This is a genomic window from Hymenobacter psychrophilus (assembly GCF_900107135.1).
Classification (GTDB): Bacteria; Bacteroidota; Bacteroidia; order Cytophagales; family Hymenobacteraceae; genus Hymenobacter; species Hymenobacter psychrophilus.
Genome location: NZ_FNOV01000001.1, coordinates 491,682 through 516,509, shown reverse-complemented (window position 1 = coordinate 516,509; position 24,828 = coordinate 491,682). Strand labels below are relative to the sequence as shown.

Annotated in this window: 23 protein-coding genes; 9 read left to right on the top strand and 14 right to left on the bottom strand. The window is 61.7% G+C overall.

Going from position 1 to position 24,828, the window contains the following annotated elements; all coding sequences use genetic code 11:
• Positions 1–187: 187 nt before the first annotated feature.
• Entirely contained in the window at positions 188–706 is a 519-nt protein-coding gene (locus BLW21_RS02115) for a YkvA family protein (RefSeq protein WP_092737383.1), read from the bottom strand.
• A 106-nt stretch (positions 707–812) separates the two neighbouring features.
• Between BLW21_RS02115 and BLW21_RS02110 the strand changes: the two genes are divergently transcribed.
• Complete coding sequence (locus BLW21_RS02110; RefSeq protein ID WP_092737381.1) at positions 813–1,343, top strand: DinB family protein; 531 nt, start codon at positions 813–815, stop codon at positions 1,341–1,343.
• A 286-nt stretch (positions 1,344–1,629) separates the two neighbouring features.
• On the opposite strand, the gene BLW21_RS02105 is transcribed toward BLW21_RS02110, so the two are convergent.
• The 4 genes from BLW21_RS02105 to BLW21_RS02090 all read right to left on the bottom strand — a co-directional run bounded on the left by BLW21_RS02105 (position 1,630) and on the right by BLW21_RS02090 (position 5,432).
• On the bottom strand, positions 1,630–2,268 hold the full coding sequence (locus tag BLW21_RS02105) for an AlbA family DNA-binding domain-containing protein (RefSeq protein WP_092737379.1): 639 nt from the start codon (positions 2,266–2,268) through the stop codon (positions 1,630–1,632).
• A gap of 83 nt (positions 2,269–2,351) precedes the next feature.
• Positions 2,352–3,227, bottom strand: a complete 876-nt coding sequence (locus BLW21_RS02100; RefSeq protein WP_092737377.1) for an SDR family NAD(P)-dependent oxidoreductase — start codon at positions 3,225–3,227, stop codon at positions 2,352–2,354.
• A 173-nt stretch (positions 3,228–3,400) separates the two neighbouring features.
• Entirely contained in the window at positions 3,401–4,741 is a 1,341-nt protein-coding gene (locus tag BLW21_RS02095) for a leucine-rich repeat-containing protein kinase family protein (RefSeq protein WP_092737583.1), read from the bottom strand.
• Between the two features lie 262 nt (positions 4,742–5,003).
• On the bottom strand, positions 5,004–5,432 hold the full coding sequence (locus BLW21_RS02090; RefSeq protein WP_092737375.1) for a DUF3127 domain-containing protein: 429 nt from the start codon (positions 5,430–5,432) through the stop codon (positions 5,004–5,006).
• A gap of 168 nt (positions 5,433–5,600) precedes the next feature.
• Between BLW21_RS02090 and BLW21_RS02085 the strand changes: the two genes are divergently transcribed.
• Entirely contained in the window at positions 5,601–6,557 is a 957-nt protein-coding gene (locus BLW21_RS02085; protein ID WP_092737373.1) for an isoaspartyl peptidase/L-asparaginase family protein, read from the top strand.
• 172 nt (positions 6,558–6,729) lie between these two features.
• Here the strand turns inward: BLW21_RS02085 and BLW21_RS02080 are convergent, their stop codons facing one another.
• Together BLW21_RS02080 and BLW21_RS02075 are read right to left on the bottom strand one after the other, a co-directional pair.
• Positions 6,730–7,668, bottom strand: coding sequence for a cyanophycinase (locus BLW21_RS02080; protein WP_092737371.1), 939 nt, complete (start codon positions 7,666–7,668; stop codon positions 6,730–6,732).
• Positions 7,669–7,875: 207 nt separating this feature from the next.
• Entirely contained in the window at positions 7,876–9,690 is a 1,815-nt protein-coding gene (locus BLW21_RS02075; RefSeq protein ID WP_092737368.1) for a M1 family metallopeptidase, read from the bottom strand.
• A gap of 344 nt (positions 9,691–10,034) precedes the next feature.
• Here BLW21_RS02075 and BLW21_RS02070 point away from each other — a divergent pair, with 344 nt between their 5' ends.
• The 3 genes from BLW21_RS02070 to BLW21_RS21435 all read left to right on the top strand — a co-directional run bounded on the left by BLW21_RS02070 (position 10,035) and on the right by BLW21_RS21435 (position 13,927).
• Positions 10,035–11,807: a L,D-transpeptidase family protein gene (locus BLW21_RS02070; RefSeq protein ID WP_092737366.1), complete on the top strand. Its 1,773-nt coding sequence runs from the start codon at positions 10,035–10,037 to the stop codon at positions 11,805–11,807.
• Between the two features lie 458 nt (positions 11,808–12,265).
• Positions 12,266–12,850, top strand: a complete 585-nt coding sequence (locus BLW21_RS02065) for a helix-turn-helix domain-containing protein (protein ID WP_092737364.1) — start codon at positions 12,266–12,268, stop codon at positions 12,848–12,850.
• 906 nt (positions 12,851–13,756) lie between these two features.
• On the top strand, positions 13,757–13,927 hold the full coding sequence (locus BLW21_RS21435; protein ID WP_175470823.1) for a hypothetical protein: 171 nt from the start codon (positions 13,757–13,759) through the stop codon (positions 13,925–13,927).
• A gap of 87 nt (positions 13,928–14,014) precedes the next feature.
• Here the strand turns inward: BLW21_RS21435 and BLW21_RS02060 are convergent, their stop codons facing one another.
• Positions 14,015–14,494, bottom strand: coding sequence for a hypothetical protein (locus tag BLW21_RS02060; protein ID WP_092737362.1), 480 nt, complete (start codon positions 14,492–14,494; stop codon positions 14,015–14,017).
• Positions 14,495–14,728: 234 nt separating this feature from the next.
• A complete protein-coding gene (locus BLW21_RS02055) occupies positions 14,729–16,123 on the bottom strand; it encodes a DEAD/DEAH box helicase (RefSeq protein ID WP_092737359.1) in 1,395 nt (464 codons plus the stop codon).
• 201 nt (positions 16,124–16,324) lie between these two features.
• Between BLW21_RS02055 and BLW21_RS02050 the strand changes: the two genes are divergently transcribed.
• Positions 16,325–16,846 carry an NUDIX domain-containing protein gene (locus BLW21_RS02050; RefSeq protein WP_092737357.1) on the top strand — a complete coding sequence of 174 codons (522 nt, stop codon included), beginning with the start codon at positions 16,325–16,327 and terminating at the stop codon, positions 16,844–16,846.
• A gap of 71 nt (positions 16,847–16,917) precedes the next feature.
• Here the strand turns inward: BLW21_RS02050 and BLW21_RS02045 are convergent, their stop codons facing one another.
• Positions 16,918–17,478, bottom strand: coding sequence for a hypothetical protein (locus BLW21_RS02045; RefSeq protein WP_092737355.1), 561 nt, complete (start codon positions 17,476–17,478; stop codon positions 16,918–16,920).
• A gap of 204 nt (positions 17,479–17,682) precedes the next feature.
• Here BLW21_RS02045 and BLW21_RS02040 point away from each other — a divergent pair, with 204 nt between their 5' ends.
• A complete protein-coding gene (locus BLW21_RS02040) occupies positions 17,683–19,722 on the top strand; it encodes an OmpA family protein (RefSeq protein WP_092737353.1) in 2,040 nt (679 codons plus the stop codon).
• Between the two features lie 78 nt (positions 19,723–19,800).
• On the opposite strand, the gene BLW21_RS02035 is transcribed toward BLW21_RS02040, so the two are convergent.
• Together BLW21_RS02035 and BLW21_RS02030 are read right to left on the bottom strand one after the other, a co-directional pair.
• On the bottom strand, positions 19,801–20,850 hold the full coding sequence (locus BLW21_RS02035) for a S41 family peptidase (RefSeq protein ID WP_092737351.1): 1,050 nt from the start codon (positions 20,848–20,850) through the stop codon (positions 19,801–19,803).
• Between the two features lie 98 nt (positions 20,851–20,948).
• Positions 20,949–21,533, bottom strand: coding sequence for a TMEM175 family protein (locus tag BLW21_RS02030; RefSeq protein ID WP_262490431.1), 585 nt, complete (start codon positions 21,531–21,533; stop codon positions 20,949–20,951).
• 121 nt (positions 21,534–21,654) lie between these two features.
• Here BLW21_RS02030 and BLW21_RS02025 point away from each other — a divergent pair, with 121 nt between their 5' ends.
• Positions 21,655–22,410, top strand: a complete 756-nt coding sequence (locus tag BLW21_RS02025; RefSeq protein ID WP_175470822.1) for a nucleotidyltransferase domain-containing protein — start codon at positions 21,655–21,657, stop codon at positions 22,408–22,410.
• 53 nt (positions 22,411–22,463) lie between these two features.
• Here BLW21_RS02025 and BLW21_RS02020 read toward each other — a convergent pair whose 3' ends face one another.
• Complete coding sequence (locus BLW21_RS02020) at positions 22,464–22,943, bottom strand: GNAT family N-acetyltransferase (protein ID WP_092737579.1); 480 nt, start codon at positions 22,941–22,943, stop codon at positions 22,464–22,466.
• 234 nt (positions 22,944–23,177) lie between these two features.
• Between BLW21_RS02020 and BLW21_RS02015 the strand changes: the two genes are divergently transcribed.
• A complete protein-coding gene (locus BLW21_RS02015; RefSeq protein ID WP_092737347.1) occupies positions 23,178–24,257 on the top strand; it encodes a DNA polymerase beta superfamily protein in 1,080 nt (359 codons plus the stop codon).
• A 141-nt stretch (positions 24,258–24,398) separates the two neighbouring features.
• Here the strand turns inward: BLW21_RS02015 and BLW21_RS02010 are convergent, their stop codons facing one another.
• Positions 24,399–24,683, bottom strand: coding sequence for a hypothetical protein (locus BLW21_RS02010; protein WP_092737345.1), 285 nt, complete (start codon positions 24,681–24,683; stop codon positions 24,399–24,401).
• Positions 24,684–24,828 lie beyond the last annotated feature (145 nt).

Sequence of the window (24,828 nt, the reverse complement as noted above, 5' to 3'; positions counted from 1 at the left end):
TAATTTACGGTTTTAGCTGCGCTTGAGCCGGACAGATGGCTTTTCCGTAGAGATTTTCGAAACAGAAAGCAGAAGCAACGAAAAACGCCCACCCGAAGACCGGATGGGCGTTAAAATAGCAGCGTAAGCAATTCAATCAGTGAAAACCAGGGCTCACGCAATCAGCCTTATCTGCTCCATCTGTGATTCAGGAATGGCCCAGCTCAGCTACGGCAGGCAGCTGCTCGGCTTTGGTGTACGATTCGGTCGGTTCCTTAGCGGCCGGGATGTCGTCAGTTTTGGTGGTGGCGTGGGTGTCTTCCCATTCGCGGAAGTTTTCCAGCTCACCCTGGAACTTGCCAACAAACCAGCTGATCAAAGCTAAATCATCCAGAAAGCCCACTACGGGAATAAAATCGGGCACCAGATCAATGGGGCTCAACACGTACAGCAGCACGCCCAGACCCGAAACGATGGTGCTGGTTTCTACCTGCCGGTAGTCGCCGCTCACGTAGTTGCGCACGAGCCGGATGAGCGTGAAGGCCACCGAGAAGAGCTGCTTGAACTTGTTGTCGCCGCTTTCCTTGCTGGCGAGCTTATTGGCCGTTTCGTTGAGTACCAGTACCACTTTGAACGGGCGGCCCAGCAGCTTGCCGGCTTTGTTGATAAACACGCTGAAGAGCGCGTTTTTAGAAATGGAGAGGCCTTTTTCGGTGAGTGAAGACATAGAATGAAAATAAGATGAGATGCCCCGGTGTACGCGCCGGCGCGGGCCCGCGTTGCCGCCCGCGCCCCGGTCGCTGGTATAGGCCGCAATGGCTTACCTTCGGCCCATGAACCCATTCCTGACTCCACCAGCCGCTACTGAGTACGCCCCGTTCTACGCCAACTACGTGCGCCTGGCCGGCTCCGACCCGTTGCAGGCCCTACGCACCCAGCCCCTGGTGCTACGCCAGCTGCTGGCGGGCCTCAGCGACGAGCAGGTGCGGTTCCGGTACGCGCCGGGCAAGTGGAGCATCAAGGAGAAGCTGGTGCATATGATTGATACGGAGCGCATTTTCGCCTACCGTGCCCTGCGCATAGCTCGCGGCGACGCTACCCCGCTGCCCGGCTACGAGCAGGACGATTACGTGCCCCTGTCGGAGGCCGATGGCCGCCCGCTGGCCAGTATTCTGGCCGAGTACGATGCCGTGCGGGCCGCCACATGCTGCCTGTTCGAGTCGTTTGGCGCGGCGGCAGCCGAGCGGAGCGGTACGGCCAGCGGCCAGCCGGTGAGCGTGCGCGCTCTGGTTTACATGCTGGCCGGCCACGAGGCGCATCACCTGCAGCTTTTGCAGGAGCGGTACCTGCCCAATATGGCGTAACTTCAGGTTCTGCCCATTTTTCAGAACCACTAATTCGCAGCTTTTCCCAGCCAAGCGTTATCTTGGCCGGATTCACCCCCCAAACCCTACTACTATGGCTAAAGCCCAAGAACCCCGCAAAGAGAAAAAGAAGGAGCCCGCCAAGACCACCAAGGAAAAAAAAGCGGCCAAAGACGAGAAGAAAGCCCTCAAGTCCCGTCAGCAAGACTAGCTTGCTGCCACCAACAGGCCATCAGAAAGGCGCTGCAACCCCAGTTGCAGCGCCTTTCTGGTTTTAAGGCGGGCTTCAGAAGGTGTAGTAAACCTCTTTTTGCTTGTCGTGGTGCCTGATGTAGCCGTGCAGGGTGAGCTTGATGAGGGTGCGGTGGGCGCGGCGCTGGCCGATATTGAGCAGTTTCTGGTACTGGGCCAGCGTGATGCGCGGGTGCTGGCGCAGGTACTCCAGCACGGCCAGCTCCTCGCGGTTGAGCGGAATCTGCTCGAAGCGGCCGGTTTCGGGGGCGGCTTCGCGCTCCAGCACCTTTTCGGTGAGCTGGCTGGTTTGCACGCTCTGGTCGCGCACCCGCACGTAGGCCCGCCAGTCGCCGTCGGCCACCTGGGCGCGGTGGGGCTTGGTGGTGCTTTCGGGCACCGTTACCACCAGCACCGTCCGGCCCTCGTAGTCTTCCACAGCCCGAAACTGCAGCTGCTCATCCAAGGGCGGGTCGATGTAGTGGCGGGCGGCTTCGCGCAGCTGGTAGAGTTCCTCCTCCACGTCGCGCACGCCCGTTACGCGGCCCTTGTCATCAACGCCTACCAGCACCCGGCCGCCGCGGGTGTTGGCCAATGAGGCCAGCGTGCGGGCAATGCGCGTAGGCCGGGTGGTGCGCTGCTTGAATTCCAGCCGCTCGCCCTCGCCCTGCCGGATAAGTTCAAGTAAGTCCATAGCGAGCAAACAGCCGGAAGGCCTAAAACGTCCGAAAAATCTATTCGCTAACCGTTGCTTCCGCTGGCCACTTGGTAGCGGACTTATTCGATACCGGTTTCCTCGGCTGAAATCCGCCACAGGCGGCTGGCTTCGGTCGAACTGCTGGCCCGGTCGGAGCAGCGGGCTATTCGCCGGCCGGTGATGTACTGCCCGTTCAGACGCGCCGCTTCGGGGGCAGCGGCCAGGAAGAGGGTGGTTTCGGCGCCTTTTTCGGGGGCTATCATCAGGGGCTTGGCCATCCACCACAGCGCTTTCATCACGGCCGAGGTATCGGGGCGCATCAGGGCCGTGTCAACCATGCCCGGGTGCAGGCAGTTGGCCGTGATGGAGGTCAGGTCGAGGCGGTGAGCTAATTCTTTAGTGAACAGAATATTGGCCAGCTTGGAATCGGCGTAGGCCGTCAGCCAGCTGTACTTTTCGGGCGAGTTGCGCACTTCCTGGTCGGGCTCAATCTCGCCTACCCAGTGCGCCACCGACGAAACGGTAACCACCCGGGCTCGTTCGGTCGCTTCGAGCAGCGGCAGCAGCAGGTTGGTAAGGGCGTAAGGGGCCAGGTGATTGGTAGCCCAGCTCAGCTCGTGCCCTTCATCGGTGAGGGTAAAGCTGCCGGGCATAATGCCGGCATTATTCACCAGAATATTCAATTGACTGAACTCCTGCTGCATCTGCTCGGCCAGCATACGTACATTGCGCAGCAACGACAAATCGAAGCACTTGACATGCACCTCCGCCTCGGGTCCGGCCACCTGACGAATGGCTTCCTGGGCGCGGGCCGCCTTTTTAGGGTCGCGGCCAACCAGCACAACGGCGGCTCCCCGACGGGCCAGTTCGCGGGCCGTTGCCAGACCAATACCGCTGGTTGCGCCGGTTATAAGGGCCGTCTGGCCCGCCAGCGGCCGTAAGGAATCTGAACTCATACGGAAATTGTGCTAAATTGCTTGCCAGGCAGATGAGCCTGTACCGGAGCCGAATGGATGAGTCGGATGGGCTTTACCCGACCAAGGGCGCCCGAGGGAAAAGCCCGGTCTGCCCGCCGGCTATCAACAATTGCGCCAGCGCAGATAGAACGTAGAAAACCCACTCCGGGGTTTCAGTCTCCCGGCTGCAGCTGCATTTCGGCTAGCCGGTGGCTTACCTCGGCCAGCCGGGGCCGCGCCGCTACCTGGGGCTGCTGGCAGCGGGTCTGCCAGTCGCGCAGTTCGGCTACGATGGCAGTAGTTTCGGGGCGGGGCGGGCAACGGTCGAGCAATTCTTCCAGCAGATTACCGAAAGCCCGGCTTTCGAGGCGCGGCAAAAGGTTGGCGGCCTCGGTATCCGCCGGGGGCATGAAGCCGGCCGCCCCAAAGTCGCCCAACAGGGCTGCGCCGGTTTCGGTGGCGAGAATATTGTGGGCGTACAGGTCGCCGTGCACAATACCGCGGCTATGCAGGTGGGCCGCGGCCGTGGCAATGCTGCCGGCCAGCCGCAGCAGCTGCGGCAATTCGAATCGGGTGGCGGGCGCGTACTCGTCGCGGGTGCAGCTGGCCATAGTAGGCGGGCCGGCCAGGTTGGTAAAGCCGGGGGCAATCAGTTCGAGCACCAGGCCCTCGGTGCCGGCCGGGTGACCGGCCAGCCGGCCTTCCACCGCTATCAGGTTAGGATGGCGGCCGGCGCTCAGGCAGGCCAGCATTTCGGAGTGCGGCAGCCCGTCGCTCGTTACAGCGCCCTTAAACAGCTTCACGGCCACCGGCCGCAGGGCCGCGGGGCCGGGCTGCCAATCGGCGCGGTAAATCACCCCCGATGCGCCCTCGCCCAACACCTCCTGCATCTGTAGCTCGGTCCAGGCAATGGCGGGGCGGGCCGGGTGGGCATCGGCAGCAGTCTCGGCTTGATCGGCCAGCGGGTTGCCGGCAAAGGCCAGCCAGCTCAGCCGCGGCATCGTCAGCAGCCAGGCGGGCAGCTCGTGCAGTTCGTTGGCGGCCAGGCGCAGCAGCTCCAGGTTGGTGCAGCGGGCCAGTTCGGGCGGTAGGGTGCGCAGGCAGTTGCCGGCCAGCATCAGCTTCTGCAGGCGCGGGCAGTTGCCGATTTCCGGGGGCAGGGCCTCCAGCGCGTTATCGGTGAGGATGAGCCAGCGTAGCTGAGGCGGCAGCGCCGCGCCCGGCAGCTCCCGGATGTAGTTGGCCTTAAAGCCCACCATCTCCAGATTCGGGCATTGGCCCAGCACTTCGGGTACGCGCTCAAACTGGTTGTCGGAGGCGAACAGCACCCGCAGCCGGTGCAAGCGGGGTAGCTCGGCGGGCAGCTTGCGCAGGGCGTTGCCCGAGAGGTTGAGCACTTCGAGCGTATCGGCCAGGGTAAATATTTCCGGTGGAAACTCAGTCAGGTCCTCGGATAAGTCCAGCCGGGTAGCGCCGGCCAGCTCGCCGGCCCGCAATTGCGTGAGCGTATTCATAAATATGTTGGGTAGGAGGAACGGCAGCGCGTTCAAGCGTTATCCAGTAGCCGCAGAAGTAACGTAGTCTACTCAGCCCGTCATGCTTCGGCTTCACTCAGCATGACGGGCTGAGTAGACTACGTTACTTCTGCGGCTACTGAATAGCCCGGCACGAAAAAGCCGCTGCCAGTTTAGGCAGCGGCTTTTGCTTTTCAGAAGCTGGAAGATAGAATGCCATTGAACATGTTCTGACTCCTGGCTTCTATCTCCTGACTTTCCCCTAGAAGGGCAGGTCGTTGTCGTCGTCCGAGGCAATCGGGGCGGCCGAAGCGCGCAGGTTGGGATTCTGGTTCTGGGCCGGAGCAGCGGCAGCGCGGGGCGCGGCCTGCTGGTAACCACCGCCACCTTGCTGAGGAGCAGCGGCACCGCCAGCGGAGTTTTCGATGCGCCAGGCTTCGAGGTTGGTGAAGTACAGCATCTGGCCGTTCTTGTTGAAACCGCGGCCACGCAGGTTGAAGGAAACCTTCACTTCGTCGCCCACTTTGAACGGATCGATGAGGGCCGTTTTGTCCTGCACCGTCTGAAACTTGATATGCTCGGGGTACTGGCCATCTATAACCTCCAGCACGAATTCGCGCTTGCGGAATTTTTCGCTCACCTGCTGTTCGTCGAAAATCTCGTGCAGGCGGCCGGTAGCTTCGTAAGCCATAGTAGTAGGTGTATTGGGGTGTTGGGGATGTTGAAACAGTAAACCAAACCTACGAAAAAAAACGCGGTTGGTTCGGTCCTATTTGGCAGTCGGCCCCGGCTGCCGGCCCCATCGGACTGCCTACCTTTGCCTTGCGTTTTTCCTTGTTCACCCAAATAGTTTCACCCCATGACTCCATCTTTCGCCCTGGCCTTGCACGGTGGTGCCGGTACCATTTCGCCCGCCCTGATGACGCCCGAAAAAGAGCAGGCCTACCAGGCGGCCCTGCACGCGGCCCTGCGTAGCGGCTACGCCGTGTTGGCCGGCGGCGGCTCGGCGCTCGATGCCGTGGAGCAGGCTGTGCTCCGCCTCGAAGACCATCCGCTGTTCAATGCCGGCCGGGGCGCGGTGTTCACCCACGAAGGCCACCACGAGATGGACGCTGCTATTATGGACGGCCGTAACCGGGCGGCCGGGGCCGTGGCCGGCGCCCGGCAGGTGCAGAACCCCATCCGGGCCGCTCGCCTCGTGATGGAGCAGACCGAGCACGTGCTGCTGGCCTGGCCCGGCGCCGACGAGCTGGCCCGCGAACACGGCCTACCCATGCAGCCGGACGAATACTTTTTCACCCAGCACCGCTACGACCAGCTACAGGAGGCGCTGCAGGAAGGCCGCATGCGCCTCGACCACTCGCAGGCGCTGCCCACCGATGAAGACCCGAAAAAGAAAATGGGCACGGTAGGGGCGGTGGCCCGCGACCAGCACGGCAACCTGGCCGCCGCCACCAGCACCGGCGGCATGACCAACAAGCGCTACTCCCGCATCGGCGACTCGCCCATCATCGGCAGCGGCACCTTCGCCGACAACCGCACCTGCGCCATCAGCTGCACCGGGCACGGCGAGTTTTTCCTGCGGGCCGTGGTGGCCCACGATATCAGTTGCCTCATGGAGTACCGGGGCCTGAGCTTGGTCGAGGCCTGCCGCATGGTGGTGCATGATAAGCTGGCGCCCATTGGGGGCGAGGGTGGACTGGTAGCCGTAGATGCGCTTGGCAACGTGGCACTGCCCTTCAACTCCGAAGGCATGTACCGCGCCAGCCAAACCTCGCAGGATGCCGCACCCTTCGTGGCCATTTACAAGAGCTAAGCTGCGGTGCTTTTCTGCGCCCTATATATAAGGAGTGAGGATGCGCAGGCTTCTGCTGCAATAGGCTATCAGAATAACTTAGGCCGCCAGTAGCTGAATAACACAAATGAGAAAATAAAAAACCCGGTTTCTGATTTAGAAACCGGGTTTTTTGCATTTGGATAAAAAAAAATTACCCGGCGTTTGCCGGCGCGTTGGCAGACTGCCCGGCCGTAATTCGGGCCGATTCGGCCGCCTGCTGCAGTAGCTTCAGGCTGGGGTAGAAGCGCCGCTCCTGAACATCGTAGAGGTTGCCCTGCACCAGCACATGTAGCAGCATATTTTCCACCGAAATACCTTCCCCCTTGTGGGCGGCGGCGGCATTGCTGTGTTCCAGCTGGTGCCCGTCCATAATCACCACCATATTCGAGCCGATGGTTTCGAGTTGGTTGCCCCCGGTAATGAGCATGCCCGTATCCTCGCCCAGCCCGATGCCGATGAGCTTGGGGTGCAGGGCCACGGCTTCGATGAGCCGGCCGAAGCGCCCGCGCTTCACAAAGTGTGAGTCGATGACAACGTTATCAATCAGACTTAGCCCGCTGCCCATCTTTACGGCTCCCTTCATCAGCGCATCGGCCACGCTGCCGCCTTTAATCATGGTTTTCGACATGCCCATGGCGCCGGCCGAAGTGCCCGCCACCACAAAGTTGGGCGTCGTCTGGTAGCGGTGCCGGAGGGCGGCGAGAAACTCGGTGCCGCCAAAAATATCCACGAGCCGCGACTGGTTGCCGCCCGACATCAGCACGATGTCGGCCTGGCGGATCCGCTCCACATAGTCGGGCCGTAGGGCATCTTCGCGGGTGCGGATGTCGAGCACGTTCACGTTGTTGCAGTTGAGCATCGTGAACGAAGAAATGTAGACGCGGGCCACCTCCTCCGGAATCATCGAGGCGGTAGTAATAACCTCAATGCGCGGGTCTTCCTGCCCCGATTCGAGCACGACGCGTTTGAGGATACCCAGCTCGAAGAAATTGAGGTAGTATTTTTTCTTGGTGCGGGGATTAGGGTAGGTACCCTTATCCTCGTTGCCACCAATGGCAATGAGCTTGCCGAGCGGTCGGAGGTTTTTCAAAACTGAAAACAACTTTAAACGACGGAATAAAACAACGTCCGGAGCCCAAACATCAGCAAGGTTCGGGCCACGTGGACTGCTTCCGGAAAACAAAAGAACAAACCCGCACCCCGGCAGGGGAGCCCGAAGGCCCCCGGTTGAGGCGCGGCGAAGGGGTAATAAACAAAAAAGCGCCGAAAAGGGTCCGCTTCTCCGTATAAAAACGCGTTACCCACTGGTCGGGCTGCCCAGTAATGCATCGAGGGTACTGGTGGCAACGGCGTGGTAATTGGGCCGGGCCTCGGCGTACAGTCGGCGGGCCCGGGCCGGGCCGCCGCCGGGGGCAGCAAGCAGGGCTTTATAGAGCGGGGTGAGAAATTTGCGCCGGCCTACCCGGGTCAGGAAGCGGTGCAAAGCGGCCTCGGCGGGAGCGTAGCCGGCCGCAATGGTGCGCGGCAGCCAGGCGGCCAGGATTTCGGAGTTGCCCGAATCAGTAAATCCGAAGGCGGCATCCAGTTCGCTTAGCTGGGCCACGCTTGCCTCGGCGGGCAGACTGTGCAGAAAGCGTACCCACTCGTGGCTGCTCCAATCGGCGGTGGGTAGGCGGCTGGCTGGCGTGCCTGCCTGCCAGCTGCGGCCAGCCGCATCAACATCCGCAAACCGCGCCGAGCTGACCGCCGGCGCATTGTCGGGAATGCCGGGGCCGTAAATCCAGGCTTCGGGCCGGAGTTTGGCTTCGAGGCCGGGGTGTTTATCGAGCAGTTCGTGGCGCAGGTAAACCAGGAACGAAGCCGTGTCCATACTTTGGAAAGCGTGGCGGCTGAAGTAGTCCTTAATAAAGGAGTCGAGGGCGGGCCGGCCCACCAGCTGCTCCAGCGTTAGCAGGAAGTAGTCCCCTTTCTCATAGGCAATATCGGTCAGGCCCTCATCGGGGTCGCGGCCGGCCAGGTTCAGGTATAGGTGCGTGTCGGGGCTGCCGGGGCCGATGTCGGCCAGGGTGTGCAGCAGCTCGGCGTGGCCCAGGGCCTGGAGCATATCAGCGTAGGGCCGCCCATAGAGCCGCTCCATGATGCGCCGCTCGAAGTACACCGTGAAGCCCTCGTTGAGCCAGAAGTCGTTCCAGGTGGCATTCGTGACGAGGTTGCCGCTCCAGGAGTGAGCCAGCTCGTGGGCCACGAGGCTGGTCAGGCTCCGGTCGCCGGCCAGAATGGTAGGCGTAACGAAAGTGAGGCGCGGGTTTTCCATGCCCCCGAACGGGAAGGAGGGGGGCAGCACCAGCAAATCGTACCGCTCCCAGCTATAAGGCCCGTAGAGTTCCTCGGCAGCAGCCACCATCTGCTCCAGGTCGCCGAACTCGTCGACGGCCCCCGGCAGCGTGGCCGGCTCGGCGTACACGCCCGTGCGCTCACTTAAAGGAGTAAACTGCAAATTGCCCACGGCCAGCGCCATCAGGTAGGCCGGAATCGGCTGGTCCATCCGGAAATGGTACGTGCCGTCTGGGCGGCGTTGCTGCGGATTGCTGGCGCTCATCAACGCCAGCAGTTCGGTCGGCACTACAATCTGCGCTTCGTAAGTGAAGCGCACGCCCGGCGAATCCTGGCAGGGCAGCCAGGTGCGGGCCAGAATGGCCTGCGACTGCGTGAACAGGAACGGGTGGGGGCCGGCCGTCTGCTCGGGTTGCAGCCACTGCAGCGCCGCGGCGCCCGGGGCCGTACGGTAGCGCACGGTAACGGCCGTGGTATCGGGGCGGAGTTGGATGCGCAGGGCCTGGCCCAGCACCGGGTCGGCGGGGCCCAGCTCGAATTTAGTGGGCGTGCCGGTTTCGGCCTCGCCGAGCAGTACGTCTTCAATGAGTAGGTCGCGCGAGTCGAGCACCAGCTCGGTGGCTTCCGCGTTGGCAGAACGGCTGAGTTGCCAGGTGGCGCGGCCGGTCAGGGTTTGGGTGGCGAAGTCCACCGTTAGGTGCAGGGCCAGGTGCCGGACGCTGACGGCGGCGGGGCGGGCGTGGCTGTGCGGGTCGGTTGGGCCGGAAGAATGAGGCATCGGTTCTAAAAGCAAAATAGAAGGCGCTCGGCAGGGCGCGCATGAATAATGGAGCAGGAGCGGGGCCGGGCGGCAATGGGCCAGGTGCGCGGCCCGGTCTGCTACCGCCCGGCCGCCGGGAACTGATACGCCCGCCGCGGCATAATTGATGCCGTGGGCCGCGGCAACATTGTTGGCTGCTGCCCGAGTCGGACGAATTCTGCTAACTTGCGGCACTGGGAAAGATGCGCCCCAGCGGCAACTCCGCTGTTGCAAACGCAGTAAAAAGCCCGAACCCCGGTCGCTGGCCTCATTGGCACGAAAGTGGTTCTCGTTCCGCTGTTTATTCCCCGACTTACTTTCTCATGATTCCACTCTCCCGTTCTCTTTTCAATACCTCTTTCGGCGTCTGGCTGCTGAGCCTGTTCGTGCTGACGGCCACTGCCTCGTGCAGCCAGGACCAGCAGGACCGCATGAAAGAAGGGGTACAGGCGGCCCTGCCCGACGGGCTGACCAAGGCCGCCGGCCCTCAGCCCACGCTCGACAGCGTGTACATCGTTCGGTACATGACGACCGAGCCCCGCTTTAAGCCGCAGATTGACTGGGCCAAGAAATTCTATAAAGACCGCGAGTTCCGGCTGGGCTGGTTCCGCGACCATGAGCTCGTGCCCCAGGCCAAAACCATGCTTGGCGTCATCGGAAAAGCCGCCGACGAGGGCCTCAACCCCAAGGATTACCAGGTAGTTAACTTCGATCCGCTGCTTAAAGAGCTGGAGGCCGCCAAGAATGATACGGCCCGCCGTAGCGAGTTGGAGAAGAAAATCGATGTGGCCTTATCGGCTACCTACTTCAATTACGCCTCCGACTTTTACCGGGGTACCGTCGACCCGCGGGCCGTTAAGGCCATTGATTGGGACGTGAAGCGTAATAAGGTGAAGCTGCACAAGGCCCTGATGACTATTCTGAAGGAGCGCGAAAGCACCTACGGCTACTACGATTTCGAACCCCTGCACCCCGAGTACGACCGGCTGAAAAAGGCTCTGGCCGATTATCGCGCCCTGGAGCGTAAGGGTGGTTGGCCGGCTATTCCGGCGGGCACCAGCCTCAAGCCCGGCGCCAGTTCGCCGGCCGTAGCAGCGTTGCGCGGCCGTCTGCTGGGCACCGAGGCTACTGCTCCGGCAAGCGAAACGCCCGCCGTGGCTGTATCTAATACCCCCGGTCAGCCGGCGGCTTCGGCTCCGGTTGCCCAGACCTACGACCCGCAGCTGGTAGCTGCCGTGAAGGATTTCCAGCGCCTCAACGGCCTCAAGCCCGACGGGGTAGTAGGGGGTGAGACCCTGCGTGAACTCAACGTGCCGCTGGAGCAGCGTGTTCGCCAGATTATGATGAACATGGAGCGCTGGCGCTGGATTCCGAAAAAGTTTGAGCCCGACTACCTGCTGGTGAACATTCCCGAGTACACCCTGCATGTGGTAGAGGACGGCAAAGAAGCTTTCAACATGCCCGTTATCGTGGGCAAGCGGCTTAACGCTACGCCCATCTTTTCCGATAAAGTGGAGTTTGTGGTGATGGCTCCTTATTGGAATGTGCCCTTCAGCATCATCGACAAGGAGCTGCGCCCGAAGCTGGCGGCCAACCCCCAGGGTACCCTCGACCGCCTCGATATGGAAGTGGTGAAGGGCTGGGGCGCCAAGGCTACGCCGGTAGACGCTAGCAGCATCGACTGGGCCAACCTGCAGCAAAAAGACTGGAAGTATACCCTGCGCCGCCGTCCCGGTCCTAAAAACGACTTGGGCAATGTGAAGTTTATCTTCCCCAACTCCAACGATATTTACCTGCACGACACGCCCAACGACCAGCTCTTCAGCCAGACCAAGCGAGGCTTCAGCCATGGCTGCGTTCGAGTGGCCGAGCCCCTGCGGCTGGCGGAGTATTTGCTGCGCAACAAAGCCGGCTGGGATGAGCAGGCCATTACCGATGCCATTGCCGCCCGCGAGGAGAAGTACGTAACCTTGCCCGAGAAGCTGCCCGTGTATCTGGTCTACTTTACCACCTGGGTGGATGATGCCGGCAAGCTGCACTTCCGCGACGACATCTACGGCCACGATAAATCCTTAGCCAAAGAATACTTCAACTAAGCCCGTGTCTGCCCCAGGGGCAGCCGCCTAACGGACACCAGACAGTCAGTGAGAGTCCCCCGCCCCGCGACAAGCGCAGGGCGGGGGACTTTTTTGATGTCAGGTAGCGGCGAATCAATGTCAGCCATAAACATCCCGGCTTCACTCTGGAAAGGAGGCTAGCAGGTAGTAGTGGTGGAGGTGAGGAAGAAGCCAAAGGCGACGAATAGCGGGAGCATAACCATCCGCTCGAACACCCAAACTCGCGTACATCTCCCGCTGCTTACCCAGAGAGGAGCGAAGACGAAAAATCACATGCTAGTAACAGTTGTTAAGTGTGATTCTATGATGATTAATATTGTTTACAAAAGACTATCAATATTACAGGTGTTAACAGGGTGTAATGGGTTGTCGCCAGCCGGCGGGGCAATCATTAGTTTGTGTTGAATGGCTACATTTGTAAACCAGTTAAATTACTTATGCTCGACCGGATTCAGGAGTTGTTGCAGGTGCGGGAACTCAGCTCCTCGCAATTTGCCGATGCCATTGGCGTATCCAGGCCCGTAGTGAGCCATCTTCTGAGCGGCCGCAACAAGCCCAGCCTGGAGGTGGTGCAGAAGATCATTGCCGCCTTCCCCGACCTCTCGCTTAGCTGGCTGCTAAATGGGGCCGGACCGATGCTGGAGCGTCAGGTGGCAGCAGATGCCACAAAAGCCACTGTTAATCCTGGTCCGGCAGCATTATCTCCTGGGCAGCCAGCCCCACGCGTCCAGCCGGCCACCGAACCGGCGCCAGCAGTGGCCCCGGCACCCGCTATGGCCCCCGAAGCTGCTCCACAACCTACTGCCGCTGCTACGGAGCCCGTAGAGACCCCTAAAACACCCACTCAGCCCCGTGCAGTGGCTCCCGCACCATCCGCTACGCCTGCTGCTACGTCTTCTGCTACGCGTGCGGGAGCCAACTTGGCCTATGCGCTGGCAGAACCGGGCAAGAGTATCCGGCGGATAGTGCTCTTCTACCAAGATGGCACATTCACCGATTTCCGGCCCGAAGCTGAGGGATAATCTTAAGGCAGCTGTCCCAGTCGCTGCATCCTGAGCTGGTATGCTGCCGGCGCAGTAGTTGGGCACCTAAAACGGGCAACATACGACCGATACCGGGCATTCATCAGGTTCCTGGATATGCAGGCAGGAAGGGGCTAAGTGTCTATGTATTATCTGTTACGCACTGTAGGGATACCTGCAGATCAGCGCTTTCACCCAACGCCACTCAAGGCTCTACGATAGATTAGTTACTGCCGGAGTGCAATTTGTCAGTACGCATATATGCCGGTCAGTAGCCGGTGTCAGTCCAAGGGAATATCACTGGGTTTGCTGCCCGGGCAAATACTCTATAATCTTGAAATTGTTTTGATTTTTGTTCTGCTAAGATCATTACTAGGCTTTGGCTTTTGAATTTTGTAAGACACTATCAATCAAACACAATTGAGCGTTAGGATAAACTTAGGATGGAGGTTGTAGGTCGCGTTTAGGGACTGCGCTCATATGCTAATAGCTACATCTTGAAAAATCGAAATACGGCTCTTCAATTACAGCCCGCTATTGCCACTGCTTGCTAATGAAGTTGTCGACCTGCCAAGACTGCATAGTGCTACTTGCTAATGCTTGGGTGGCGCTAATAAGCTTAGCGAGTTAAGAGAAACCTAATGGTATGCGGTAAGTAGTACAAAAGCCAAGCAGCCTCAGTGGGTAATCGTAGCTAAGCTTTGAAACATGCACTATAAAAGCCAGTGGTAGTACTGTTGATCGGTTGTTAATTGTAAATTCCCTGACCAGTCGAAAAGGCCTCACTCCAAAACGAGTGAGCGGTTTACATTCGTTATAATGCCATATCATCGAGTTCGAAATAAGGTACGGTAGGCGGATAAGGATGGATTTGCCCGGTTTAGGTCTGGTGCGTACCTTTGGGCTATGAAAAACCTTCGTCTGCTCGTTCTCCTCGCCGCTGGCGCTTCGCTGATTCTGTCCTCCTGCACCCAGGCACCCGATCCGGAGCAGGACCCCAATGCCGATGCGGCCTACAAGCGTGACCACCGCACCGAGCAGTACCGTGAGGCGCAGCGCAGCAACGTCAACTACTAATACAGGCCGAAAATATGGTATAACGAAAGCCCCGCCGGCAGCTGCCGGCGGGGCTTTCATGCTTCTGCTGATGCAGCTTCTCTAGGCCTATGCCCCTACTGCTACCAAAGCCACTGCCGGTACCAAGCTGGGCAGTTCAATAGTGGCCAGCAGTTCAGCCTCCAGCAGCCCGGCCCAGGTACGCAGGTAGAGCACCACATCGTCGCGCTGGTTGTGGCGCAGCGCGTTGCGGCGCTCAAACGGAATAGCCGCCCGGATGGCCGGGTCGGAGAGGCGCTCTAGGTGCGTCAGGTCGGCCCGGTTGAAGCCCAGGGCCAGCATCTCGTCAATAGTGGCATCAATCGGCAGACCGCTGGTGGGGCAGTAGTCAATCAATTGCCGTTCCCAGTCGCCGTAGCGCTGCATAGCCCGGGTATGGATTTCAGCCTTGGTGAGCTTGGTAACGGTCTGGGCCAGGTGGCCGCAGTTGCAGCTGCCCATATGTCCCCACTGGTAGGGGGCCTGAGTAGCGAGGCGCTGAGCGGTGTCGCGCAGGGCCTGGATGACGGGAAGAGTGCGTTGAGCCATAATCGGAACAGAAAAGAGAGGCCCGGGGCCGGGTGTATAGATGCACTACTAAGCTGCCAGCCAGCTATTTTGTTTGCCGCCCCGCGTGTAAGGCCGGCTAAATAGGCGGCTGATTTTACGCCAAAAACCCCGCCGCCTCCCGCTAAACGGGCAACGACGGGGTTTTACTATCAGGAGTTGTGCTACTGCCCGGCCGAAGCCGATGCGGCAGTAGCCGGAAAAGTGGTGCGGCGCCTACCGGCTGCCACCCCGCCCCCGACCGGAGCTGGCCGGGCTGCGCTGGCTTTCCCCGCGGCCGGCTTGGCTGCTGGTCTGGCTGCGCTGGCCACCCTCACGGCTGCCACCGCCAGTTGGCCGCTGGCCCTCACGGCCGCGCCCGCCGCCCTGCTGGCCACCCTCGCGACCCGGCCGGGCCGGACGACCGGCTGGGCCCTTGGGGCGCTTAATGGGCGGCCCTCCGGTGAGGGGCACCGGCTGCACGGCCGAAGTGGCGTAAGGATGGCTCTGCACTACCGGTACCTGCCGACGGATGAGCTTCTGAATATCCTGCAGATAGGCGCGCTCCTCATCTTCGCAGAAGGAGAGGGCCGTACCGTCGGCGCCAGCGCGGCCGGTGCGGCCAATGCGGTGCACGTAGGTTTCGGGCTCGTTCGGGATTTCGTAGTTGATAACGTGCGTCAGCTCATCTACGTCGATGCCGCGAGCGGCAATGTCGGTGGCTACCAGCACGCGGGTCGAGCCGGCCTTGAAGTTGGACAGGGCCCGCTGGCGGTGATTCTGCGACTTATTGCCGTGGATGGCTTCGGCCGGAATGTTGGCCTTGGCCAGCGTTTTTACCACCTTATCGGCGCCGTGCTTGGTGCGCGTGAATACCAATACCCGGCGGATGTTTTTGTCTTGTAGTACGTGTTCGAGCAGGTCGGCTTTGTCGTTCTTATCGACCATGTACACGGCCTGCGTCACGGTTTCGGCCGTGCTCGATACGGGCGTAACGGCCACCTTCACGGGGTTGGGTCGCAGAATGCTACCAGCCAGCTCCTGAATCTGGCCCGGCATGGTGGCCGAGAAGAACAGCGTCTGGCGGCTGGCGGGCAGCTTGGGCAGGATGCGCTTGATGTCGTGAATGAAGCCCATGTCGAGCATGCGGTCGGCTTCATCGAGCACGAACACTTCCACGTTGCGCAAATCCACGAAGCCCTGGCTCATCAAATCGAGTAGACGGCCGGGCGTGGCAATCAAAACTTCAACGCCCCGCTTAAGGATCTGCACCTGCGGGTGCTGGCCCACGCCTCCGAAAATAACGGTGGAGCGCAGCTTGGGCAGGTGGCGGCCGTACGATTTAAAGCTTTCCCCGATCTGGATGGCCAGCTCGCGGGTGGGCGTGAGTACCAGACAGCGGATGCGGCCGGGCGCGTGACGCTCTACCTGCGCCGTCTGGTGCAGAATCTGAAGAATGGGCACGGTGAAGGCGGCCGTTTTGCCGGTGCCGGTCTGGGCAATGCCCAGCAAGTCGTGGCCTTCCAGCACTTGCGGAATGGCCTGCTGCTGAATAGGGGTAGGGGTAGTGTAACCTTCCTCGTGCAGGGCACGGAGGATAGGCTCAATCAGGTTGAGTTCGTCGAACGACATCGAAAAGAAAAAAGCAGCCGCCAAGGGGCGGCGAAAATGACACGGGAATATATCCGCCGGCAAAGGTCGGGCTTTTTAACTTACAGCGCCTCAAAAGACGTATAATAGGCCCGCCGGCGCGGCGCAGGGCATCCGGCCGCTGCGGATTCAGGCATCAAATAGCCGGCCACCTTTTCCTTATCTGTATTTTCCACGAAATTCATGCACGTAATCGACAAGCACCTGGCCTACGACGGGCACTATAAACTCAGCCAATTACGAGTCCAGGATGGCGAGGAGGTCTTAAAGCGGGAACGGTTCGAGCCAGGAACGGCGGTGGCTGCGCTGGTGCGCCATACTGGCAGCCAGCAGTATATCCTCACCCGCCAGTACCGCATCGGGCCGGAAGCAGAAATCGTGGAGCTGGCCGCTGGCATGGTGGATTCGGGGGAGGAGCCCGCCCAGGCCATCCGCCGCGAGATTCAGGAGGAGCTGGGCTACGACGTGGACCGCTTGGAGCAGATTGCCCGCATCCTGCCCTCGCCCGGCACCAGTGCCGAGGTGATTACTGTGTACTACGCCGAAGTCAGCCACCAGTCGGGCGCAGGCGGCGGGCTGGCCGAGGAAAGCGAGAAGATCGAGGCCGTCGAGTTTTCGGCGGAAGAACTTTTTGCCGCTTCGTTTGAGGATGCCAAAACCATCATTGCCGTGCAGTGGGCGCAACTGCGCAAACAAGTAATTTAGTTAATGCCCAAATGTATAAGCCCCGTAATCCAGTGGATTACGGGGCTTATGCATTTGGTTATAATGCTAGGTTACTGCGCTTTGATAACGTACTCAAAGTTTTGCTTGGTCTTGGCATCATTGATAGTCAGAAACACATCCTGCTCGCCCTCTACTTTAACAAATGGTATAGTGCGCTTGCTCATGTACAGGTCGCGGTTCCAGAAGCGGCCCTGGCCCGCGGCGAGCTCGGGCAGATTGAGCAGTTCTTCGCCGGCTTTGTTTTTGGCCAGCAGGCTCAGGTAGCCAGGGTCGGCATTTTTCGCGCCGCGCCGGTACATGGTTACGGTAAGCTGACCCCCGGCTGGCAGTAGGTTCAGGCGGCGCTGGTAGGTGGTATCGGCCCAGCTGTTGATGCGCTTGAGCTCGTTGATCTGGGCCAGCAGATCGGCATAGGGCAGGTAGGCCACGCGGGTGACGCAGGCATCTACTTCGGCATCTTCGTCGGTGTTCTTGGTAACGTTAAGTACGTAGGTACTCTCATCGTCTTTCTTAGGAAACGCGTATTTTTTGCGGGGCTTGCCAGCCATGTACTGCGCCGAAGCAGCCAGTGTGCTCGAAAGCAACAGGGTAAGGAGGAGAAGTTTCTTCATATGGGTAAGTTTAAGCAAGCAGGCATTCTGCGGGCAATAGTGCAAAGGTAAGCAATTACCCTGCCGCTCGCGGGGCAAACCAGCGTGGCCGGGGCAGCCCATTCGCTCTTGGCAGGCGTACCCATTGCTGCCCGAAGACCTGGCCGGCAGCATACGTCGAATCGGAACCGGCAACATCCGGCTCGGCTGCCTATTTTTGAGGTAATGACATGGTTCGGGTATTTGGCTTGGGAAAAGATTTGGCTGCTGCCATTACTACTGCTGTTGCTGCTGGCTGCGCCTGACGCTGCCCGGGCGCAGGGCGACGCCTCCGGCCAGATGTATACTGATGCCCGCGGCGGCTACCAGCTCGGCTACCCCACGGGCTGGCAAGTGATGCCCGGCGAAAACCACCGCACCACGTTTTATGTGGGGCCCGACTGGGAAACCACGCCCGCCACGGCCACCATCAGCCTGCACCCGCTGCCCGACGACCGCAAAGCCCTCAACCTGCTGCAGGCCGGCCAACTCGACTCGGTGTGGCGCTACCTGACTGCGGGGCGGCCCCGTGCGCGGGTGTACCGACTGGAGGAGCGCGACGAAGACCGTTTTCAGGAGTTGCGCTACGATTACGCTTACGACGACGATGCGCCCCGCCCTACCGGCGGGCGGCGGACGCGGGTGCTGGGCCGCCGCCTCTGGCGCGAGGGCTACGAATACCGCCTCGAGTACCGCGGCCCCGACGGCCCCGACCCGCACCGGGCGGCTGCGCAGCTGCTGCTGGCCTCGCTGCGGCTCGTGAGCCCCGGGCCGTCCAGCCGCCGGCCGCCACCGCCGCCGCTCCAGGGCTGCGACGATAAGTTTTACGGCATTGCGGCCCTGCGCATCAACAACGACATCTGGGAAGACGACTGCCGCACGATTCACGAGTTTTCGAGTCTTGATCCGGCCCAGCCGCCCGTCATTCATCGGCGGGTGCTGCCGTTTCAGTCCTACGCCCTGGCCAAAGGCTTCGATAACTGCCTGTACGCCGTAACCAAGGCCCCCACCAACGCCCCCGAGTACGTATACCGCTACAACCCCGCCACTCGCCGGGGCGAGTACACTGGCTGGCAACTGCCGGCCCAGGGCTCGGGCGGCGTCTGGATTTCGGGCGGCACTGATGACCGGGGCGACCTGTACTTCAGCACCTCCGACGGCAACCTGCTGGTGCGCGTGAACCCAGCCAGCAGCAAAGTCAGTACCGTCTGGAGCACCGATCCGCTGCGGCGGGCCAGTTACTTCGGGGCCTTGGGTTTTGCCGGCGCCGGCACCCACGCCAACTTCTGCTTCGATGCCCGCCGCACCCTCTACCAGGTATACAGTACCGATGGCTCGCTGCTGCGCATCAACATAGACAGCCGCCAGCCGGCCCCCGATATTCAGCCCCTCGACGGGCTGCCCGAGCGGGGCGGCTACAGCGGCATTCTGCTGCAAAACGACGAGTTTGGCAACCGCCGACTGTTTCTGGCCGGGCCCAAAGCCATTTATCAGGTAGATCTGGAAACCAAGGTGGTGGCCCGCATTCGGCGGGGCGTGTACACCGACCTGGCGGGCTGCAACCTGTTTCGTAAGGCGGCCTCCGACGAAGAGCCGGCGCCCGCGCTGGTACGGGCACCCTGGCGGGGCCGGGTGCTCGATGCCGTAACGCTGCAGCCGCTGCCCCGCGCCGGCCTGCGCCTGCGCCCCGTTACGGTTTCGGCCCGCGCCGATACGGCACTGACCCTCACAGCTGGCGGCGCGTTCGTTTTTCCGGCCCGCCCCGGCAACCTCTACGCCGCCCAGCTGCGCCTGCCCGGCTACGTGCCCCTCGATACCACTTTTGCCGCTGCTGCCGGCCCCTATGCCCAGGACGTACTGCTGCGGCCCCTCGGCGTGGGCGCCACGCTGGAGCTGGAAAACGTGCAGTTCTCGCGCGGCCAGGGCGAGTTGCTCGCCACCTCGTTTCCGGCCCTCGATACGCTGGCCACACTGCTTACAGGCTCGCCTGGCCTCACTATTGAGCTACGCGGCCACACCGATAACGTGGGCGACCCGCAGAAAAACGTGGAGCTGAGTCAGCGCCGGGTAGCGGCCGTGAAAACCTACCTGGTGAAGCGCGGCGTGGCGCCTGAGCGCATCAGCGGGGTGGGCCTGGGCGGGGCCGAGCCGCGGGCCAGCAACGCCCAGGAAAATACCCGCCGCCTCAACCGCCGCGTCGAGTTCCGGGTGACGGGCGTGCAGTAGCGGCCACGTAGTGCGCCCGGGGCAGGAACTCGCCGGGCATCCGGCGAAGCCAGCCCAGGGTTAGCATTATCGGAAACCCTACTTCCGCTTGCCTTTTCGCGCCTTCTTCAGCCACTGGAGCGCCGCCGTTACTTTGGCGTCCTGGCGCAGGTCGGTGAAGTTGTCGCCGCCCGAAATGAGCATGTCGGGAGTAAGGCTGGATTTGTAGGCCGCGCCGGTGCGGTCGGCATCCTGCGAGCCGGCAATGGTGAGGTAGGCGCCGCCGCCGACGGGGTAGCTTTCGTTGGCGGTGGTGGCTCCGTAGGTAGGCTCGCCGAAGAATTGGGTGGCCGGCCGGCCCTTGAGGCTGATGGCCACGATTTCGCCGGAACTGGCCGTGCGCCCGCTCAGCAGCACGGCAATGGGCAAATCGGGGCGGCCGGTGGGGCAGCGGTTGCTGAGCGTGGTTACCTGCATAGAATCCACGTAGAAGTTACCCTGGCGCAGGTACCACTGCTGCTCGGGCTTGCCATTGCTATCCACAAAGCCGCCCAGATGCCCGTCGCCGAGCAGCGGGGCAATGCCAGCCAGCATGGGCGCCATGGCCCCCCCATCGTTGAGGCGCAGGTCCAGAATCCAGGCCCGGGTCCGGCTGGGGGGAAGCCGGCAAAGCGAATCCTGCACGACCCGGGCCGCCGCGCGCATTTCCTCCAGGCTGCCCCCGGCGTTGATGCCCGGCAGCTGAATGTAGCCCACCCGGCCCGGCAGCATCTTCACCAGCACACTGGGCTGCTGCTTTAGCGCGGCCTTCACCACCTCATTGGCATACGCCGGGCGGGCGGGGTTGCGCCATTTATACGTTTTGCCCTGGTACGTGAGCCAGCCGTGGTCGTCTTTCAGCTGCTCGAACAGGAAAGGGTAGAGGGGCAGCAGGTCGCGTACGGTGGTAGCTCCCTGGGCCCGCTGATAAGCCGCCTGGCGTAGCTGGGGCCAGTTTACGGTATGGCGTTCCAGCGAGTAGGCCTGCAATAGCGTGAGGCTCTTATCCAGGAAGCTCGCCACGGAATCGGGCAGGGCCACCGGCGCCGTCTGGCAATAGGCTGGCGAGCCCGTTAGGGCTAAGAAAAGAAGGATTCCTGGTGTCTTCATGGCGTGAAGATGCTGGTTTACCGGCAAGGGTTGGCCGGGTGGTTGGTTTCTGCGGAGAAAGGCCTTGAAAGAGCCTGATTGATAGATGTAAAAAGGTGTTACATAGCTTCGGGCGCTGTGTCGCGCCCGAAGCGCTGGTCGGGCACCAGCCACATCAGGGCCACGGCCACGTAGGCGGCGCCGGCCAGCCAGGGCTGCCAAAAGCTGGCCCCGATACCCAGCGTATAGAGCAGGGGCGAGAGTTTGCCCTTCCAGTCGGGACCCAGGGCGCGGGCCAGGGTCGAGTTTGGCTTCTGCGCCCGAACGAGGACGGATTGCAATATGAAATAGGCCACTGAGGCCATCAAGAGCACAAAACCGTAGGCTGCCATGGGCAGCGGGGCAAAGTTGTTCTCGCCCATCCAGCCGGTGGCAAACGGCACCAGCGACAGCCAGAACAGCAGGTGGGAATTGGCCCACAGTACACTGCCGCTGATGCCGTGGGCGCTGCCCAGCATCAGGTGGTGGTTGTTCCAGTAGATGCCCACGTAAACGAAGCTCAATACGTAGCTCAGAAATACCGGCAGCAGCGGCTGCAGCGCCGCCCAGTTGGCCTGCCCGTGCGGCACTTTTATTTCCAGCATCACAATGGTGATGATGATGGCCAGCACCCCATCACTGAAAGCTTCGAGTCGTTGTTTGATCCTGGTGGGGTAGGGCTGATTGGAGCAGGGGCAAAGAACGTCATTTAGGGGAGGTGATGCTGTGCGCCACAGGCCCTGAATGACGTTCTTTGCCTTCATGCTTTTTCCTGCTGCCTCTCTCATGCCCGCCCGCATTCAAGCCGCCCTCGCCGCCCTCGAAGCCACCCATGGCATCCGCGTGCTGTACGCCTGCGAGTCGGGCAGCCGGGCCTGGGGCTTCCCCTCGCCCGATTCCGACTACGACGTGCGCTTTATCTACAGCCACCCGGCCCACTGGTACCTGACTCTCGACGAAGGCCCCGATACGCTCAATTTCCCCATTGATGACGAGCTGGACCTGGCCGGCTGGGAGCTACGCAAAGCGCTAAAGCTGCTGCGCGGTTCCAATGCGGCCCTGTTCGAATGGCTCCAGTCGCCGGTGGTGTACCAGGAGGCACCCGGGTTTCGGGCGGCGCTGGAGCCGTGGCTGCCGGCCGGCTGGAACCCGCGCGCCGGTCTGCACCACTACCTGGGCCAGCTGCGGCGCGGGGTAACCGACGACCTGACGGGGGAGCAGGTGCGCCTCAAACGGCTGTTCTACGCCCTGCGCTCAGCACTGGCCGCCCGCTGGATTCAGCATCACCCTGACCAGGTACCGCCCATGGAGTTTGCACTGCTGCGCGAGCTGCTGCCGCCGGAGTTGAACGACACGGTAGATGAGCTGCTGGCCCGGAAAGCCACCGCCGACGAGAAAACCACCGTGCCGCGTCCGGCTGCGCTGGTGGCGTATCTGCAGCAGGCATACGACGCCGGTCAGAATGCCCGCGCCATCCTGCCCGTCTTGCGTCGCCCCGAGCCCACGCCGGCGCTGGATGCCGTGTTTCGGGCGTGGCTGTAGCCGCAACCGTAGCGCACAGGCCTCCTGCTACAGCGCCGCCGGCCCGCACCTGGCTAGGGGAGTTGGTAGATGAATTCCGCTACCTCCGCCTGGCGGGCACTGGCGAAGCCTCGGGCGGTGCCTGCTTTGCGGAAGCCGCAGTTAGTTAGCACTTTCTGCGAGCCGAAGTTGTCGAAGGCTACCCGGCCAAAAACAGGGCGGGCCGGCTCAATCAGCAGGAAGTGGCGCAGTGCGGCGGTGGCCACGCCCCGGCCCCAGAAGCTTCTGTCCAGCCAATACGTAATTTCAGCGTCGCCTTCGATTTCGAACTTGGCAATGCTGCCGGCCAGCACGCCGTCGACCAGAATGGTTTGCATGTGGATGGTAGGGTCGCGCAAAAACCGGCAGTACTTTGCACGATAGGCCACCGGGTCGGTGTGGTTCTGTGGCATAAAAGCCGCTAGGTACGCCGCCTCTTCGTTTAATTGAAACTCAAACAACGCATCCAGATCAGCGTCCTGCGTTGGGCGTAGCGTTACTTGCTGGTTTGGCATACCGAGGTTGGTTTGGGCCGTAGTCAAGGGCAAAAAACACCAGTTAAAAGTAGAAAATATGCCTGACACCATGCCGGTTGCCACCTAGGCTGAACGAGTACGTGAACACTGTCTCGAAGCGCAATGCTTCACGTCTGGCGTCAGAACCACTGGCAACAGCACCGGTTCAACAACCTCCGCAACGGGCCGCCGCGCCGGGTCACGTTTCAACCCCCGTTTGTATAAGTAAGGATTATGACCATCGAAAACCTGCGCCAGCGGGGCCTCATCCTGTTTGAGGCCCTGAGCGGCAGCCGCGCCTACGGCACCGATCTGCCCCACTCAGATACCGACCTCAAAGGCGTGTTCATCCTGCCCGAAACCGAGTTCTATGGCCTCGGCTACCTGCCCCAGGTGGCCAACGAAACCAACGACGAGGTCTACTACGAGCTGCGCCGCTTCGTGGAGCTGCTGCTCAAGAGCAACCCCACGGCGCTGGAACTGCTGGCCTCGCCCGCCGATTGCGTGCGCTACTGCCATCCGCTGTTCGGGGCGTTCCGGGTCGAGGACTTCCTGTCCCAGCTCTGCCGCGCCAGCTTCGCCGAATACGCCGTGGCCCAGATTCGCAAAGCGCGGGGGCTGAACAAGAAAATCAACCACCCCGAACCGCCCCAGCGCAAATCGGTACTGGATTTTTGCTATGTGACGGCCGGCGCCGGGGCGCAGCCGGTGGCCGGCTGGCTGGCGCGGCGCAACCTCGCTGCCCCGCAGTGCGGCCTGACCAATGTGCCCCACCTGCCCGACCTCTACGCCCTGTTCGTGGACGACACGCCCGACCAGCGCCACGGCTACCGGGGGCTCGTGCGCGACCCGGCCACGTCGCAGGACGTGCAGCTTTCGGCCGTGCCGAAGGGGGAGGAGCCGGTGGCCTACCTGAGCTTCAACCGCAACGGCTACAGCACCTCCTGCCGGGTGTGGCGCGAGTACCAGGAGTGGGAGCAGAAGCGTAACCCCGAACGCTACCAGAACACGATTGGCCACGGCCGGAACTACGATGCCAAGAACATGCTGCACGTGTTCCGGCTGCTGGGCATGGCGCTCGACGTGGCGGCTACCGGCCAGCTGCCCGTGCGCCGCCCCAACCGCGAGTTCCTGCTCCGGGTTCGCCGGGGTGAGTTCGAGTACGAGCAGCTGATTGCCGAGGCCGACGCGCTGGTAGCCCAGGTCGATGCCGCTTTTGCCTCTTCCACGCTGCCCGAAATACCCGACCACAAAGCGGCAGAGCAGCTGCTGGTGCGGGTGCGGCGGCAGTGGTACGCGCAAGGCAACCAGTAAAGCAGCCAGTAGAGCAGCGCACCGGTGCCGGGCCGCTGTGGTTTAGCAAAACAGCCTGGTAGCTCCTAAACAAAGCAGCCTTTCCCGCGCTGGTGCGGGAAAGGCTGCTTTGTTTAGGAGGAAAAATCCGGGCGCCCGGGGCTATTTGCCGGTGCCGATAGTGGTGTTGCGGGAGCGGCGCGGGGCGCGCTGCTCGCCTTTCTTACGCTTGCGCCAGAACTGGAACCAGCGCTGCCGGTAACGAACGGTGCGTTTCATGCGGGCTTTGCGGCCTCCTCCTTTATAGGTGCGGTAGTTGGGCCGGTGCACGTATACTTTGCCGCGCATTTTGGCGCGGGCGGCCGGACCGGGAGGGGCGGCCAGCGCCGGGCTGATGTCGGCCAGGCCCATCACCAGCAGCATCAGAAAGAGAAGAAAACGGGTCATAGCAAAAAGGTAAAGCCGCAAAAGCCACACGAAGGTAAGCAGGTCCTTGGCAAGTATTCAGCCAAAAATGAAATTCTGCGGCAAAAACCAGGTTTTAGCTCCCGCATGTTGGGCACAGAGTAGCTGCTGCCCAACAGGTGCCGGG